The organism is Eggerthella sinensis, assembly GCF_003339815.1.
In the GTDB taxonomy this organism is placed as follows: domain Bacteria; phylum Actinomycetota; class Coriobacteriia; order Coriobacteriales; family Eggerthellaceae; genus Eggerthella; species Eggerthella sinensis.
In genome coordinates this window covers 136552-153898 of sequence record NZ_PPTT01000002.1, presented here as the reverse complement: position 1 = coordinate 153898, position 17347 = coordinate 136552, and the positions used below count along the sequence as shown (strand labels likewise).

Genomic DNA, 17347 nt, shown 5'->3' with positions numbered 1-17347 from the left:
GCGGTTACGCCTTCTGCTGCTCGACGTCCTCGGGCTTCGTCGTTGCGAGGCGATGGCCCAGCAGCACGCCTTCGGTCATGCACAGGCCCAAGCTCATGCCGCTGATGGGCGTGCAGTAGTTGACGATGTAGCGGTTGCCCGAGTTGTTGCCGGCCGCATACAGGCCGGGGATGGGGAAGAGGTCGTCGTCGAGCACGCAGCCGTTGAAGTCGGTGTCGAGGCCGGTGGTCTGGCACAGCCCCACGTAGATGTCCTCGGCGTTGCCGGTGACCGCGTAGAAGGGCGGCGTGGTGAGCGGCTTCATGATGCGCGCGTCCATGGCGAAGTCTTCGTCGAAGCCCGCTTCGGCGTACTGGTTCCACTTCTCGAACTCGGCCAGGGCGTTCGCCTTCTGCTCGTCGTTGTAGCACCCGATCTTGTCAAGCAGCTCCTCGAAGGTGTTGGCGCAGTACACGCCCTCCTTGCTGGGTTCTGCGGAGGAGGGGTCGAGGGCGGCCATCTGCTCCTGCAGCGGGTCGATGCCGTGGAACGTCACCTTCGAGGTGAGGTTGATGGCGCCGTGCGCCGGGGGCATGCAGGCGATGGTGTCGAGGTAGTTCGCGTCGGCCACCGAGATGATGACGCCCTTCGGCTGACGGCTCGACTGGTACCCGGAGCCCTCGGTGCCGCCCGAGCACTCGTTGCAGAACCGCAGGCCGCGCTGGTTGAGCAGCATGAAGCCCGGTCCCCACGGCGTGGTTTCCCACGGGCCCGATTGGCCGGTGTTCATGCCTGTGCGCGGGCCGGCCTCCACGTGTCCGCCGGCCCACACGCCCAGCTTGATGCCCGCGCCGTCTTTGACGCCCATGCCGCCCGACGTGGCCAGCTCGATGTTGCCGTAGTTCTCGGCCAGGTGGCGGTACTCGTCGTTGATGTCGCGCAGCATGTCCTCGTTGGACTGGAAATCGCCCGCCGTCAGCACCACGCCGCGCGTGCCGGTGTAGCGCACGTAGCTGTCGTCGTCCTGCTTGCGCGCCACGACGGCCACCACGCGTCCGGCATCGTCCTTCTCGAGGTACTCCGCGTACGTGTTGAAGTTCCAGACAGCGCCCTCTTCGATGGCCTTCTCGCGATGGTGCGTCATGACGAGCGAGCCCCATTCCCAATCGGCGCCGCCGCCCGTGACGGGACGGTGCACGATGGTGGACTTGTAGAATTGGTAGCCCGACGGGTCCATGACCATGCGGTCGTCGGCTTCGGCCGAGTAAAGGTTCACGCGGTCGGTGTTGTGATAGAAGTCGGGGTCCACCTCGTCGATCTCGGAAATGCTCCAGTCCATGATCTGGCCGGAGTAGTCCACGAAGTTGCGGATGAGGCGCTGGTTGCTGCGGTTGGCGTTGCGCACGAGCCAGTTCGTCATGAAGTTGGCCTTCTCGATACGGTCGGCGCCGCGCTCGAGGGCCCACTCGCTGTTGACGATGGCCACCTCGCCGCCGATGTAGAAGAAGCTGTCCTCGGGCTGCGCTTCCACCACGCACACGCTGGCGCCCTGCATGGCCGCCGAGCGCGCCGTCCACGTGCCCGCCTGCCCGCCTCCTACCACCACGATGTCGAAGGTGCCGCCGTCGGCGATGCTCGCTTCGTCGACGGGCTCGGGCGCGACGCGCCAGTCGGCTGCAGCCTGGCTTTGCCACCGGTGCTCGGGTGCGGCGCTGCCGTCGTTTTCGGCCGCATTCGCGCTGCTGGCCGATTTGGGCGCGCATCCCGCGAGCGTGCCTGCCGCCGCGGCCAAGCCCGTCACCGCGGCGCCGGTGAGGAAGCTGCGTCGAGACAGGCCGTGCGTGCCGTGCTGTTGTTTGCGTTCCATGGTGTTGGTCCTTTCGTTCCCCATCTTGGCCCTCCTGTTCGCCGCCTCCCTCGTCGTGCGAGGGGCGGCGGCGCTGCCAAGGTTCGAGGTGCATCATGCCGATGAGGCGCGCCGAGCGCGTCATTCCTCAGAGGTGAAATTGCCTGCGAACAGGAAAAACGAAAGATCACCCCTGAGGCATGACGCGTTTTTCGATCGCGTTGCGATGGTTCGCCGCTCCGGCAACGTATTCGAGCGCCGGGATTTGTTCATGTACGATGAGGGCATGAGCCGAACGAACGACAAACCACCCGTTGCGCTGCGCACGCTGCACTTTTACTGGCAGGTGACGGCGCTGCAATGGCCCCTGTTCCTGTGCGCCGTGCTGGTGACGATGGGCTTCGTCTTCTTTCTGTCGTACATGAACCCCTTCATCATGGGCAAGATCATCGACCTCGTGAGCGCCGGGCGCGTGGAGCCCGATCAGGTGCTGCCCGTGTTCGGGCCGCTCATGCTCGCGCTCGTGGGCGTGAACGTGCTGGGGCAGGCGTGCAGCAAGCTGCAGGATTACTTCGCCTCGAAGGTGGAAATCCGTGCGTCGTACGAACTGGCCACGCGCACGTTCGACACGCTGTCGAACCAGTCGATGACGTTCCATTCGAACCGCTTCGGCGGCTCGCTCGTCAGCCAGGCGCAGAAGTTCCTCAGCGCGTACACCCTGCTCATGGACAGTTTCGTGTATGCGGTCATCCCCATCGTGTGCGGCGCGGTGTACACGGTGGTGCTGCTCACGCCGCTCGTGCCGGCGTACGTGGCGCTGCTCGTGTGCCTGCTGGCGGTGTACGTGCTGGTGGCGTACAAGCTGTACAAGCGCATCCTGCCCCTCAACGAGCAGACCGCCGCGGCGCAGAACGCGCTGTCGGGCGAGCTGTCCGACAGCATCACGAACATCCTTGCGGTGAAGACGTCGGGGCGCGAGTCGTACGAGCGCGAGCTGTACGACCGGGCGAACCTCCAGGTGAAGGCCGCCGACACCCGCCGCATGCGCGCCACCATCCTGCGCGGCGTGGCCACGAGCTCCATCACCGTGCTCATCATGGGGCTGCTGGTGGTGTTCGTGTCGGGCGGCAACGCGTGGTTCGGCATCAGCGCGGGCACGCTCGTCATGATGTTCACGTACACCTACTCGCTCACGATGCAGTTCAACCGGCTGAATCAGACGTTCCAAACCATCAACCGCGCCTTCGGCGACGCGCACGACATGACGGTGGTGCTCGACGAGCCGCGCCTCGTGGCCGACGACCCCGGCGCGCCCGAGCTGCACGTGAAGCGCGGTGCCATCGACTTCCACGACCTGACGTTTCGCTACGCCGACGCCGACGAGCACGACCTCGTGTTCGACGACTTCTCGCTGTACATCCCCGCCGGTCAGCGGGTGGGTCTTGTGGGGAAGTCGGGCTCGGGCAAGACGACGCTCACCACGTTGCTGCTGCGTTTGGCCGACATTCAGGAAGGCAGCATCCTCATCGACGGGCAGAACATCGCGCATGTGGCGCAGACGAGCTTGCGCCGCCAAATTGCCTACGTGCCGCAGGAGCCGCTGCTGTTTCACCGCACCATCCGCGACAACATCGCCTACGGCCGCGCGCACGCCTCCGATGCGGACATCGTCGAAGCCGCCCGTCAGGCGAACGCGCTCGAGTTCATCGAGAAGCTTCCGCACGGCTTCGACACGCTCACGGGCGAGCGCGGCGTGAAGCTGTCGGGCGGGCAGCGGCAGCGCATCGCCATCGCCCGCGCCATCCTCACCGACGCGCCCATCCTCGTGCTGGACGAGGCCACGTCGGCGCTCGACTCCGAGAGCGAGCGGCTCATCCAAGACGCGCTGGAGAACCTCATGCGCGGCCGCACGTCCATCGTCATCGCGCACCGCCTGTCCACCGTGGCAAGCCTCGACCGCATCGTGGTGCTGGGCGACGGCAAGCTCATCGAGGACGGCACCCACGCCGACCTCGTGCAAGCCGGCGGCGAGTACGCCCACCTCTGGGACCGCCAGTCCGGCTCCTTTTTGGGCAACGAGTAGGGCGGTTGCCGCTTGTTCGTTGCTTCGGTGCGCGTTCCTAGTTCTTCAGCGAGTTTAGGGGGGCGGGCATGCGGCCGCCTCGGTGGGCGAAGGTGGTGCCGGCGTACTGGTTGACGGGCATGACCGGGGCGTAGCCCAGCAGGCCGCCGAAGTCGAGCTGGTCTCCCACCTGCTTGCCGATGGCGGGGATGATGCGCACGGCGGTGGTCTTCGAGTTGATCATGCCGATGGCGCACTCGTCGGCGATGATGCCGAACAGCGTCTCGACCGACGTGTCGCCGGGCACGGCGATCATGTCGAGGCCCACCGAGCACACGCAGGTCATGGCTTCCAGCTTCTCGATGGACAGCGCGCCGTCCTCGGCCGCGCGAATCATGCCGGCATCCTCGGACACGGGAATGAACGCGCCGGACAGGCCGCCGACGGACGACGAGGCCATGACGCCGCCCTTCTTCACCGCGTCGTTGAGCATGGCGAGCGCCGCGGTGGTGCCGGGGCCGCCGCACTGGCCCACGCCGATGGCCTCGAGGATCTCGGCCACGGAGTCGCCCTCGGCCGGCGTCGGCGCCAGCGACAGGTCGAGAATGCCCTGCTGCACGCCCAGGCGCTGCGAGGCCTCGCGCGCCATGAGTTCGCCCGCACGCGTGATTTTGAACGCGGTGGCCTTGATGGCCTCGGCGACGGAGGTGATGTCGGCGTCCTTCGGCAGGTCGGCCAGCACGGCGCGCACCACGCCGGGGCCGGACACGCCCACGTTCACCACTTCGTCAGCCTCGCCCGAGCCGTGGAACGCGCCGGCCATGAAGGGGTTGTCCTCCACGGCGTTGCAGAACACCACGAGCTTGCCCGCGCCGATGCACTGGCGGTCGGCGGTGGCCTCGGCGGTGGCCTTGATGATGCCGGCCATCTTGAGCACGGCGTCCATGTTGATGCCCGCGCGCGTGGAGCCCACGTTCACCGACGAGCACACGTTGTCGGTGACGGACAGCGCATGGGGGATGGAGTCCATGAGCTTGTGGTCGGCGGTCGAAGCGCCCTTGTGCACGAGCGCGCTGAAGCCGCCCACGAAGTCGACGCCCACTTCCTTGCCGGCCTTGTCCATGGCCACGGCGATGGGCGTGAGGTCGGCGGCGCTCGTGGCGGCGCAGATTTCGGCGATGGGCGTGACGGAGATGCGCTTGTTCACAATGGGAATGCCGAACTCGCGCTCGAGCTGCTCGGCCGTGGGCACGAGGCGCTCGGCGGCGCTCGTCATGCGGTCGTACACCTTGCGCGCCATGACGTCGATGTCGGCATCCGTGCAACCTCGCAGGTTGAGCCCCAGCGTGATCGTGCGGATGTCGAGGTGCTGCTTGCTCACCATGGCAAGCGTCTCGGCGATTTCAGCAGGCGTGATCTGCATGATGCCCCATCTTTCTCTCGGATTGTCGTGCGGTGAAACGTGTCGAACCAGCATAGCAAACCGCGCGGGCGGCAACCGCGCGGTTCGTCCATTTTCGGCGTATCTTCTCAGGGGATGCACGGAAAAGAGAACGAATGTTTCACGTGAAACATTCGTTCGGCGGCACGGGGGCGCTACGCGCGGCCCGTGCTCACTTCGCCGTAGGGCAGCGCGCGGCGCGTTTTGTCCGGCAGCTCGATGACCAGCTTGAAGTCCTCGGTGAGGTCGACGGCGCGCGCTCGCACGCGCGAGGAGCCCTGCCGCACCACGAGCGGCTGTCCCAGCAAAAAGCAGCGGCGGCGGTACTCGTCGTAAAACGGCGCGTCGTCCATGTGCCGGTACCGGTCCCAGAAGCGCGTGAGGATGGCGGCGGCCAGCTCGCAGCGCACGGCACCCGTGCGGTCGTCGAGCACGGCGCCCGCCACGTCGGCGATCTCGGACGGAAACCCGTCGGCCGGCGGTTTCACGTTCACCCCGATGCCCAGCACCGCGTGCTCGAAGCGCCCCGACTCCATGTCCACGACGCCCTCGGTGAGGATGCCCGCCACCTTGCGCTCGTCGCAGTAGATGTCGTTCACCCACTTGATGAGCGCGGTCTTGCCGGTCACCTGCTCGATGGCCTGCGCTCCGGCCACGGCGGCGGCGCACGTGATGAACTGCGCGCGGTCGGCGGCGAGCGACGGCCGCAGCACGATGCTCAGGTAAAGCCCGGTTGCGGACGGCGAGAAGAACGACTTGCCAGGACGCCCCTTGCCGGCGGTCTGCTCTTCGGCCACGATGACGGTGCCTTCGGGCGCGCCCTCGAGCGCGCGGCGGCGCGCTTCGGCGTTCGTGGAATCAACGCGCTTGCGCACCACGATGCCGAAGGGGTGCTCCTGCGGCAGAAACCGCTCGATGCCCTGCGGCGACAGCAGGTCGTTCTCCTGCGACAGCGCGTAGCCCTTGTTCGTGACGGCGTCGATGGCGTACCCCTCGGCGCGCAGCGCCTCGACGCCCTTCCACACCGCGTTGCGGCTCACGCCGATGGCCTGCGCAAGCTTCGCGCCCGACACGTAGCGCTCGCGGTTCTCCTCCAGCAAGCGCAGCAGTTGTTCCTTCGTTCCCATCCCTCGCATGGTAGGAGAGCGCCCCCGCTCGTGTCAACAATCGAAGCATCCGCGGGTGACAATCGAGCGAGGCCGCTCAGCTTTGCCAGACGTCTCGGATGAGATCCTTGCGCGTTTTCTGCTCGGTCTTCTGAAGGATGTTGTGCGTGTGCGACTTCACCGTGCCCACTGCAAGCTGCAGCTCGGTTGCCACGTTTTGGTAGTCCTTCTCCATGAGGATGAGCCGCAGCACGTCGCGCTCGCGGTTGGTGATCCGGTGCTTCTCGCAGTACGAGTCCAAAATGAGCTCGATGTGCTGCTCGTAGTCGGGCTGGTCTGCATGGGGCGGATTCGTGCGGCGCAGCCGGAGCAGGTCGAGCCCGTGGCGCAGCGCCAGCAGGGCGAACGCCGCGATGAGGATGTTCTCCGAGAAGTTGCGCTCGGAGATGTACAGCACCGCCACCGACGGCATGATCTGATCGGACGGGTTCCACATGAGAATCATGATGGTGTTCTCGACGGTGATGCAGAGGCACAGCACCGCGGTGGCCACGAACAGCGCACGATGGCGCAGCAGCCGCGTGCGGAAGGAGAGTTTCTTCGCCCTCAGATAGCGCGCGAGCGTGTAGGCGAGCACCCAGATGAGAAACGCCTCCCGGATGCTGTAAAAGCACCACTGGCGCCATGCGCCCTCGGGCATGAGCACGATGATGGCGCACCCCGTTGCCACGAACACCACGGCGGGGATCACCTTGAGGGCGAGTTTGGTCGTTCCGATGTACGTGCACACGGTGAGCCAGAGCGACTCGAGGATTCCCGCGGCGAGCAAGGTTTTCGCGAAGGGGTAGTTGATGCCGTAGAACATCTGCTGGGTGAGCACTTCGCCGCGATTGAAGTATTCGTTTTGGAAGATGAACATCAGGTCGACGAAGTACAGGAAGAAGAACATGACGATGGGGAGATACAGATGGTTGTGCGTGACGAGGTAGGAAGAGGCCGAGGATACCGCCGCGGCGATACAGAGGAACATGACGACGATGGTGTAGAAATAGAAGGCAGCTTCCATTGAAATACGCATCTCCTCGGCGTGCGAAGTCTCCCCGAACGCGGCACATCATACTATACCGATGGCGCCGATGCGTGTTTAGGAACGCGTTTCAGGTAGTTTAAAAAGGTTCATGCAAGGTTTTATGATCGCGTGACGCTTCTGTGTCGGGCCAGATGGGGGCACGGTGCGCGCGGTTTGGTTTCGGTAGAGCCCGCGCGGCTGCGAACATGAACCCCTTTCCTCCTTCTCAACCCCCGGCCCTCCCGCCATGGTGCACCTCAGAACGCAGCCGGCCACCTGGCTCGGCTGCACGGTAACGCACCTATCGGAAGGGGTTCACCATGGCAACCAAGGACTACATCGACACCAACGACTTCACCAAAGAAGAGCTGCTCGACATGATCGAGCTGGCCCGCTCCATGAAGACCATGATCAAGGAGGGCGGCCGCTACCCGCTCATCTTGAAGGACCGGACGCTCGGCATGATCTTCCAGCAGGTGTCCACCCGCACCCGCATCTCCTTCGAGACGGCCATGACCGACCTGGGCGGCCACGCGCAGTTCTTCGGCCCGGGCACCATCCAGCTCGGCGGCCACGAGACCCTCGAGGACACCGCCCGCGTCATGGGCTCGCTCGTCGACGTCCTCATGGCCCGCGTGAACCGCCACCCCGACGTCGTCGGGCTGGCGAAGAACTCCGCCGCGCCCGTCATCAACGGCATGTCCGACTACAACCACCCCACCCAGGAGCTCGGCGACCTGCTCACGATGATCGAGAACCTGCCCGAGGGCAAGAAGATCGAGGACTGCAAGCTCGCCTTCGTCGGCGACGCCACGCAGGTGTGCGTCTCCCTCATGTTCATCGCCTCGAAGATGGGCATGGACTTCGTGCACTACGGCCCGAAGGGCCACCAGGTGACCGACGGCGGCCTCGTCGTGGACAAGACGGTGGACATCATGGCGATCGCCGAGGAGAACTGCAAGGTGTCCGGCGGCACGGTCACCGTGTCCGACGACGTCGAGTCCATCAAGGGCGCCGACTTCGTCTACACCGACGTGTGGTACGGCCTCTACGACGAGGAGGAGGGCGGCGCCTCCTACATGGACGTCTTCTACCCCACGTACCAGGTGGACATGGAGATGATGGACTATGCCGGCCCGGACTCCAAGTTCATGCACTGCCTGCCGGCCACCCGCGGCGAGGAAGTGGTCGACGAGGTCATGGACCATCCCGAGCGCTCGCTGTGCTGGGTCGAGGCCGAGAACCGCAAGCACTCCATCCGCGCGATCCTCGCCTACCTGTGCCCCAAGACGAAGGAGGACGCCGCCGTCGCCGACGAGGCCGAGGCCCGCATGAACGCGGTGCTGAGCAAGATCGGCTAACGAGGAGGAACGCGGACGCGCGTCGAGCGAAAGGAGTACGATCATGCAGGAAAAAGCGATGAAAGAGGTGAAGTTCCGCCACGGGGTGCTGGCTCTCGGCTTGCTCGCGGTTGTGATGTTCGCCTGCGTGGTAGGGCTTGGCGCCGAGCCGCAAATTCCGCTGGTCATTGGGTGCGCCATTGCCGGTGGCATCGCGATGTACCTCGGCTACACGTGGGATGCGGTGCTCGAGGGCATGGTGAAGGGCATCACCGACTCCCTCGAGGCCGTGCTCATCCTCATGGCCATCGGCATGCTGGTGGGCGTGTGGATTCAGTCGGGCACCGTGCCCACCATGATTTACTACGGCCTCAAGGTGGTCAGCCCGCAGCTGTTCTTGCCCATCACGTTTCTGGTGACGTGTGCGGTGGGCATCGTGCTGGGTTCATGGGGCGCGGCGGGCACCATCGGCATCGCCTTTTTGGGCATCGCCGCAGCGCTCAACATCCCTCTCGGCATGGCGGCGGGCGCCGTGGTTGCGGGCGCTTACGTCAGCGAGATCATCTCGCCGCTGGTGGACGGTCCCAATCTCGCCGCCGCCATCGCCGACTGCAGCGTGTTCGACCTGTGCAAGCGCTTCCTCGTGTTGTGCCTCGTCACGTGCGGCGCCTGCGCCGGCATCTACCTGTTGATGGGCATGAACCTCGACGTGGCCTCCACGGCGACGGGTGCGAGCCAGGTGGATGCGCTGCTCGTCTCGCTCGATGAGGCGTACAACATCGGTCCCATCACGCTCATTCCCCTCGGCGTCATGATCGTCTGCGTCGTGCTCAAGGTTCCGGCGCTGCCCTCGTTTCTCGTGGCAATCGCCATCGGCATGGGAGAGGCCGTCCTGCTGCAAGGGTCCGATCTCGCTCAGGTGGTGGAAGTGGCGAACGTGGGCGTGGTGAGCGCGACTGGCTTCGAGAGCCTCGACACCCTGCTGAGCAACGGCGGCATCCAGGAAATGATGAGCACCATCTCCATCGTGGTGCTGGTCATGGCGTACGGCGGCATCATGCAGCACACCAAGCTCATGGATTCGATGGTTGAACCCATCGTCAGCAAGCTCAAGAGCTTCGGGCAGCTGGTTTCGGTGACGGTGTTCTCGGGCGCGCTGTTCAACGTGCTGCTTCCCGATCAGTATCCCGCCATCACGCTGTCCACCCAGATGTACCGCAACGAGTTCCGGCGACTCGGCGTGAAGAACGACGTGTGGGGCAACATCGTCAACTCGAGCGCCGGCATCACCTCGGTTCTCGTGCCGTGGAACACCTGTGCCGTGTACATGGTGACGGTGCTGGGCGTGAGCTGTGTCTCCTACGCTCCCTACGCCTTCTTCTGCTACCTGTATCCGCTGGTCATCGTGGTGGCGGGCGTGTTGTTCGGGAAGAAGCTGGGGTGGATTGGCGCACCCGACGCCGTGACGCACGCCACGGCGGTGCCGGTGAGCGAAGGAAGCTTGGAGCGCGAGGGCGCATTCTAACCAGGTAGGTTCGACCTGAGACGGGCGATGATATGAACGGAACAAAGCATAAGAACAGGCACTATGCGTGGATCGTGATGATTGGCTGCGGGTTGATGATCTCCGGATCGATTGGCTTCTTCACCGTGGTTGCCGGCAGTTTCTACGTGCCGGTGAGCCAGAGTTTGGGCGTCGAGGAATCAACGCTGGCCTGGTACATGACCATCGTGTCCCTAGGTCAGGCGATTTCGATGCCCCTTGCGGGGCGGTTGGTGCCGCGGATGAACATCCCCGTGCACATGACCCTCATCTGCGCCGTCGAGGCGTTGGCCGGGGCGGCTATGGCGTTCTACACCGACGTGTCCATGTGGTACGTGTCGGGTGCGGTGATCGGCTTCTGCATGGGTTTCAACACGTCGGTGGGCATCGCCATCATCCTGAACAACTGGTTCGTGCGCCGCGCCGGGTTCGCCATCGGCATGGCATGGGCCATCGCAAGCGTGTGCAACGCCATCATGAGCCCCATCGTGACGCAGGTCATCGGGGCCATCGGCTGGAGGGCGGGCTACCTTGCCCTGGCGGCGGTCAGCGCGTGCATCATGCTGTCCTCGACGGTGTTTCTGCTGCGGCTGTCGCCGGCCGACAAGGGCATGAAACCCTATGGGTACGAAGAGGCGCTCGCGGCAGGCGAAGGGGAGGGGAGTGCTGCCGAGACTGAGGGCGTGGATTTCCGCTCGGCGGTGAGGTCGCCCGCGTTCTTTGCGCTCGTGGGAGCCATGTGCCTCATCGTCATGACGACGGTGACGAATCAGCTGTTTCCGATGTACGGGTCTTCGGTTGGGTTCGACCCGACGGTGGGCAGCCTCATGGTGTCGGCGGCCATGCTGTGCGACATCGCGTGGAACCCGCTCATCGGCATCACGTGCGACAAGTTCGGTCCGGCGAAGGCCATTCTGCTGTGGGCGTGCGTGACCGTGGTGTCGTTCGGATGCCTGTTGGCAAGCCCGTCGTCGCCGGCGCTTGCGTGCCTGGGCGCGGGGCTGAACGATTCGATGTACGCGGTGTTCGGCACGGGCATGGCAACACTCACGATGGCCATATTCGGACGCAAGGACTACGGCCGCATCTACTCGCTCGTGCCCGCCATCGGCTACGTGGTGGGAAGCATCGGCGCACCGCTGCTCACGGCTATTTACGAGCAGACCGGCGGGTTCTCCTCGGTGTGGGTGTTCTGCATCGTGTGCGACGTGGCCATTGCGGTGCTGGCAATCGTGGCCATGCGCTCGGGGCGCGGCCTGTCGTGGAAGCGCGGCGAGGATGCGGCGGTTGCCGAGCGCGCGCCCGCGCTTGAAGGGGGTGGGGCGCAGGGCGTCTGACGCGGCAAGCGCGTCGCGAACCTACGAAGAGCGGACGGAGCCGCACGCGGAAACGCGTGCGGCTTTTTTGCGGAGACGAGGGGGTCGCTCGGTTGTCAGCGGGGCGGATTCCCGGTACAATGCGTTAATGAACAACTTGTTGATTATTGATCGAAGCGTTCAATTGGAGGAGTATGGCTGTCACCACGGCTCCAGCCGCGCCGCAGGACCGCCGCATCACGCGGTCGAAGCGCGCCCTGCGTGCGGCGCTCATCGAGCTCATGGAGGAGCGCGGTTTCGACGGCTTCTCGGTGAACGACCTGTGCGAGCGCGCGGACCTCAACCGCGGCACGTTCTACAACCACTTCCATGACAAGGAAGCGCTTCTTGCCACGCTCGAGGACGAGGTCATGTGCCACCTCGAGTGCTTCCAGGCGCAGATGCAGAACCTCACCGTGCGCGAGCTGCTGAAGTACCGCGCCCGCAAGCGCCCGTTGCCGTTTCTCGTGGAGCTGTTCGACTACCTGCGCGAGCAGGGCGACTTCATGCACGCGGTGCTGGGCCCCGGCGGCGACATCCGTTTCGGCCCGCGGCTGCGCGACTCGGTGTGCACGAACCTCATCCAGTCCATCCTCCACGAGCGCTACCGCAACGACCCCGAGCCGTTCGTGAGGTACTACGTGGCGTTTTACGCGTCGGCGTACCTCGGGGTGATCGAGCGTTGGATTGAAACCGGCATGCACGAGAGCTCGGAGGAGATGGCCCTCATCGCAATGAGGCTGCTGTTCATCAAGCCGGGCAAGCCGATTGAATTGTAGGAGTTCAAAAGTATGAGCGAAGATACGAAGGAAGTCGTCATGGCGAACGAACAGGGCATCCAGGGAAGCCTCCATATCGGCATCGACGTGGGATCGACCACGGTCAAGCTGGCCATCCTCGACGAGGCGAACAACGTCAAGTTCTCGGTGTACCGCCGCCACCACGCCGACGTGCGCGCCACCATCGTGGAGGTGCTCGACGAGGCCGCGGCCGACTTCGGAGGCGAGCGCATGACCATCGCCATCACGGGCTCGGGCGGGCTCTTGCTGGCGCAGTGGCTGGGCATCGAATTCGTGCAGGAGGTCATCGCCTCCAAAACGGCCGTGGAAACGTTCATCCCGAAAACCGACGTGGCTATCGAGCTAGGCGGCGAGGACGCGAAGATCATCTACTTCGACCAGGGCATCGAGCAGCGCATGAACGGCACGTGCGCCGGTGGCACGGGCGCGTTCATCGACCAGATGGCCGCGCTGCTCAACACCGATGCGGGCGGCCTCAACGTGCTTGCGCAGGGGGCGACCACCATCTACCCCATCGCCAGCCGCTGCGGCGTGTTCGCGAAAACCGACGTGCAGCCCCTCATCAACGAAGGCGCGCGCAAGGAGGACATCGCCGCGTCCATCTTCCAGTCCGTCGTGACGCAGACCATCTCCGGCCTGGCGTGCGGCCGCCCCATTCGCGGCTACGTGGCCTTCCTCGGCGGCCCGCTGCAGTACCTGCCCGAGCTGCGCAAGCGCTTCTACGAGACGCTCGAGTTGGACGACGAGCACACCATCGTGCCCGAGAACGCCCACCTGTTCGTGGCGAGCGGCTGCGCCATCGCGGGCGCCGCAAGCGAGACGGTGAAGGCCGAGCTGCTGTCCGACGTGGTGGACCGCCTGAAGAACCTCGGCGACATCCAGGGCTCCGAAGTGGTGCGCCTGCCCCCGCTGTTCGCCAACGACGACGAGCTTGCCCAGTTCAAGAGCCGCCACGATGCCGAATGCGTGCGCCGCGGCAGCCTCATCGACTACGAGGGCACGGCGTACCTGGGCATCGACGCCGGCTCCACCACGTTCAAGGCCGCGCTCATCGGCGAGGACGGTGCGCTTTTGTGGTCGCACTACGCCAGCAACAAGGGCGACGTGCTGGGCTGCGCCCGCGCCGCGCTCAGCAACCTGTACAACGAGATGCCGGTGGACGCCGACACGGGGGCGCCGCTCGTGCACATCGGCCACTCCACGGTAACGGGCTACGGCGAGCACCTGCTGCTCGAGGCGCTGCGCGTGGACTCGGGCGAGATCGAGACCGTGGCGCACCTGCGCGGCGCGCAAGAAATGCTGCCGGGCGTGGAGTTCATCCTCGACATCGGCGGGCAGGACATGAAGTGCCTGCGCGTGAAGGACGGCGTCATCGACCACATCATGCTGAACGAGGCGTGCTCCTCGGGCTGCGGCAGCTTCATCGAGAGCTTCGCCACGGGCCTCAATTTGGACGTGGCCGAGTTCGCGCAGACCGCCATCAAGGCCGAGCGCCCCGTCGACCTGGGCAGCCGCTGCACCGTGTTCATGAACAGCCGCGTGAAGCAGGCGCAGAAGGAAGGCGCCACCGTGGGCGACATCGCCGCGGGCCTGGCCATTTCCGTCATCAAGAACGCCCTGTTCAAGGTTATCAAAATCCGCGACCCGCACGACGTGGGCACGAAGGTGATCGTGCAGGGCGGCACGTTCTTGAACGACGCCGTGCTGCGCGCGTTCGAGCAGCTGTCCGAAGTGCAGGCCGTGCGTCCCGACATCGCCGGCAACATGGGCGCGTTCGGCGCGGCCCTGCTCGCGCGCGACCGCTACCATTCGGCCGTGGCGTTGGAGGCGCGCAAGGCCGAGGCGGGCTCGGCGTGGAGCTCGGAGTTCGAGGACGCGCCGGCGCCGGTTGAGGTGGGCACGAAGCTGCTGTCCATCGAGCAGCTTGCCGCGCTGTCGCCCACGCACAAGACCGTGCACTGCAAGGCGTGCTCGAACCACTGCCTGCTCACCGTCAACGACTTCGGCGTGGACGAGACCACCGGCAAGCACCGCCGCTTCATCACGGGCAACCGGTGCGAGAAGGGTGCCGGCACGTTCGACGAGAGCAAGAGCGCCGTGCCGAACCTCTACGAGTACAAGAGCCAGCGCCTGTTCGGCTACGAGCCGCTCGCGCCCGAGGACGCGCCGCGCGGCACCGTGGGCATCCCGCGCGCGCTCAACCAGTACGAGAACTACCCGTTCTGGTTCACCTTCTTCACGAAGCTCGGTTGGCGCGTCGTGCTGAGCGATCCCTCGACGAAGAAAACCTACGAGGCGGGCATCGAGTCCATGCCGTCGGAGAGCGTGTGCTATCCGGCGAAGCTGTCGCACGGCCACATCATGAACCTGCTGGACAAGAAGCCCGACTTCATCTGGTTCCCGTGCAGCAAGTGGGAGCGCCAGGAAGACGAGGGCGCGGGCAACCACTTCAACTGCCCCATCGTGGCCAGCTACCCCGAGGCGCTGCGCCTCAACATCGACGAGCTGCGCACGTCCGACGTGGAGCTGCTCACGCCGTGGCTGCCGTACGACCAGAAGGAGCACCTCAAGAAGCGCCTGTTCGTGGAGCTGATCGAGGCGCACCCCGAGCTCATGGGGGCGGCCGGCGCGCCGACGCAGGCCGACGTGGACGCTGCCGTGGACGCCGCATGGGCCGAGGACGAGGCCTTCAAGCGCGACATCCGCGCGAAGGGCGAGGAGACGCTCGCCTGGATGGAGGCCACGGGCACGCACGGCATCGTGCTGGCCGGCCGTCCGTACCACAACGACCCCGAGATCAACCACGCCATCCCCGAGCTGCTGACCAGCTTCGGCCTGGCGGTGCTCACCGAAGACTCCATTGCGCACCTCGGCACGCTCGAGCGCCCCATCCGCCTCGTGGACCAGTGGATGTACCACACGCGCCTGTACGCGGCGGCGAAGGTGGCCACCGAGCGACGCGACCTCGACCTCATCCAGCTCAACAGCTTCGGCTGCGGCCTCGACGCGCTCACCACCGACCAGGTGCAGGAGATCCTCGAGCAGGCGGGCAAGGTGTACACCGTGCTCAAAATCGACGAGGTGTCCAACCTCGGCGCGGCGCGCATCCGCGTACGCTCGCTCTTGGCCGCGCTCAAGGACCAGGCCGACGAGCGCGCCGAAGCCGAGCGCATGCCGCGCGGCTGCCCGGCGGTGACGTTCGACCCCGACACGTTCGAAGCCTCGCCGGAGGCCGCCATCGAGGCGAAGACGGGCCGGACCGAGGCCGCCATCGCGTCGAAGCTCACCGGCGCCACGCCCGAGACGTTCACCGAGAAGGCGGCGCCCGAGGTGGCCGAGCGCTTCAAGCAGCGCGAAGGCGCCACCACCGAGTTCCCGCGCGCCGTGTTCACGCAGGAGATGAAGGACGCGGGCTACACTATCCTGTGCCCGCAGATGGCGCCCATCCACTTCGAGCTGCTCGTGGAAATCTTCAAGAAGAACGACTACAACCTGGAGCTGCTGCCGTCGGTCGACCACGGTGCGGTGGACGCGGGCCTCAAGTACGTCAACAACGATATCTGCTATCCGTCCATCCTGGTCACCGGCCAGATCATGGAGGCCGTCATGTCGGGTCGCTACGACACCGACAAGCTGGCCGTCATCATCACGCAGACGGGCGGCGGCTGCCGCGCCACGAACTACATCTCGCTCATCCGCAAGGCGCTTGCCGCCGTCGGCTTGCCGCACATCCCGGTCATCGCGCTGTCGTTCAAGGACCTCGGCGAGGACAACCCGGGTTTCAAGGTGACGCCCGCCATGCTGCTGCAGGCGGCCTACGCCATCTTCTACGGCGACCTGCTCATGATGACCCTGTACCGCACGCGTCCCTACGAGGCGGAGCCGGGCAGCGCGAATCGCCTGTACGATCATTGGATGGCCACCTGCAAGGCGCAGCTGTTGCGCGGCATCAAGCGCCGCGACTTCAAGGACACGGTGCGCCGCATCGTGGAGGATTTCGACACGCTGCCCTTGAAGGGCGAGGGGACGAAGCCGCGCGTGGGCGTGGTGGGCGAGATCCTCGTGAAGTTCCACCCGACGGCGAACAACCAGATCGTCGACGTCATCGAGCGCGAGGGCTGCGAGGCCGTCGTGCCCGGTCTGGCCGAGTTCTTCCTGTTCGGCATCGCGGGCGGCATCTTCCAGAAGGACCCGCTCGGCCGCTCGGCGAAGGGCGCGGTCGGTTCGCGCATCGGGTTGTGGGCCGTCGCGAAGCTGCGCGCGCCCATCACGAACGCGCTCAAGGCTTCGAGCCGCTTCGAGGCGCCGGCCGACATCTTCGAGCTGGCTGAGTACGCGAGCGAGATTCTGTCGCTGTGCAACTCGATGGGCGAGGGATGGCTGCTCACGGCCGAGATGGTGGAGCTCATCAAAACTGGTGCGCCGAACGTGGTGTGCACGCAGCCCTTCGCATGCCTGCCGAACCACGTGGTGGGCAAGGCCGTCATCAAGGAGCTGCGCCGCCGCTACCCCGACAGCAACATCGTGGCGGTTGACTACGACCCCGGCGCGTCCGAGGTGAACCAGCTGAACCGCATCAAGCTCATGATTTCGGTGGCGAAGGCGAACCTGGCCGACAAGGAGGCCGAAGCGAAGAAGCAGCGCGACCGCTTCGTCGACGCGGGCCGTCCGCACGCGAAGCAAGAACAAGCCGGCGAGCTGGAAATCGAGACCAAGCAAGCATAACGATTACGCGGGGGGCGGCCATGGGTCGCCCCCCGTTGCATGCGGAGTCGAGCGCGGCACGTGCTGCGTGAGGTATACTTG

At 65.5% G+C, this 17347-nt stretch carries 10 protein-coding genes; 6 read left to right on the top strand and 4 right to left on the bottom strand.

All coding sequences use genetic code 11. From position 1 onward, the window contains the following. Positions 1 to 4 precede the first annotated feature (4 nt). Positions 5 to 1846, bottom strand: coding sequence for an FAD-binding protein (locus C1876_RS01660; protein ID WP_158544548.1), 1842 nt, complete (start codon positions 1844 to 1846; stop codon positions 5 to 7). Between the two features lie 265 nt (positions 1847 to 2111). Between C1876_RS01660 and C1876_RS01655 the strand changes: the two genes are divergently transcribed. Further along, positions 2112 to 3908 (top strand): ABC transporter ATP-binding protein, encoded by a 1797-nt coding sequence (locus tag C1876_RS01655; RefSeq protein ID WP_114545052.1) that lies wholly within the window; start codon positions 2112 to 2114, stop codon positions 3906 to 3908. A gap of 37 nt (positions 3909 to 3945) precedes the next feature. Here C1876_RS01655 and C1876_RS01650 read toward each other — a convergent pair whose 3' ends face one another. The 3 genes from C1876_RS01650 to C1876_RS01640 form a co-directional block, all read right to left on the bottom strand. Then, complete coding sequence (locus C1876_RS01650) at positions 3946 to 5310, bottom strand: PFL family protein (protein ID WP_114544988.1); 1365 nt, start codon at positions 5308 to 5310, stop codon at positions 3946 to 3948. A 173-nt stretch (positions 5311 to 5483) separates the two neighbouring features. After that, a complete protein-coding gene (locus C1876_RS01645; RefSeq protein ID WP_244909989.1) occupies positions 5484 to 6428 on the bottom strand; it encodes a biotin--[acetyl-CoA-carboxylase] ligase in 945 nt (314 codons plus the stop codon). A gap of 103 nt (positions 6429 to 6531) precedes the next feature. After that, complete coding sequence (locus C1876_RS01640) at positions 6532 to 7500, bottom strand: response regulator transcription factor (protein ID WP_158544536.1); 969 nt, start codon at positions 7498 to 7500, stop codon at positions 6532 to 6534. A gap of 323 nt (positions 7501 to 7823) precedes the next feature. On the opposite strand from C1876_RS01640, the gene ptcA reads away from it, so the two are divergent. The 5 genes from ptcA to C1876_RS01615 all read left to right on the top strand — a co-directional run bounded on the left by ptcA (position 7824) and on the right by C1876_RS01615 (position 17266). Continuing rightward, positions 7824 to 8864, top strand: coding sequence for a putrescine carbamoyltransferase (ptcA, locus tag C1876_RS01635; protein WP_114544985.1), 1041 nt, complete (start codon positions 7824 to 7826; stop codon positions 8862 to 8864). 43 nt (positions 8865 to 8907) lie between these two features. Continuing rightward, complete coding sequence (locus tag C1876_RS01630; RefSeq protein WP_114544984.1) at positions 8908 to 10368, top strand: Na+/H+ antiporter NhaC family protein; 1461 nt, start codon at positions 8908 to 8910, stop codon at positions 10366 to 10368. Between the two features lie 32 nt (positions 10369 to 10400). Continuing rightward, complete coding sequence (locus C1876_RS01625) at positions 10401 to 11723, top strand: MFS transporter (RefSeq protein ID WP_211309481.1); 1323 nt, start codon at positions 10401 to 10403, stop codon at positions 11721 to 11723. A gap of 173 nt (positions 11724 to 11896) precedes the next feature. Continuing rightward, positions 11897 to 12520 carry a TetR/AcrR family transcriptional regulator gene (locus C1876_RS01620; RefSeq protein WP_114544983.1) on the top strand — a complete coding sequence of 208 codons (624 nt, stop codon included), beginning with the start codon at positions 11897 to 11899 and terminating at the stop codon, positions 12518 to 12520. 39 nt (positions 12521 to 12559) lie between these two features. Then, positions 12560 to 17266, top strand: coding sequence for a 2-hydroxyacyl-CoA dehydratase (locus C1876_RS01615; protein WP_114544982.1), 4707 nt, complete (start codon positions 12560 to 12562; stop codon positions 17264 to 17266). Positions 17267 to 17347 lie beyond the last annotated feature (81 nt).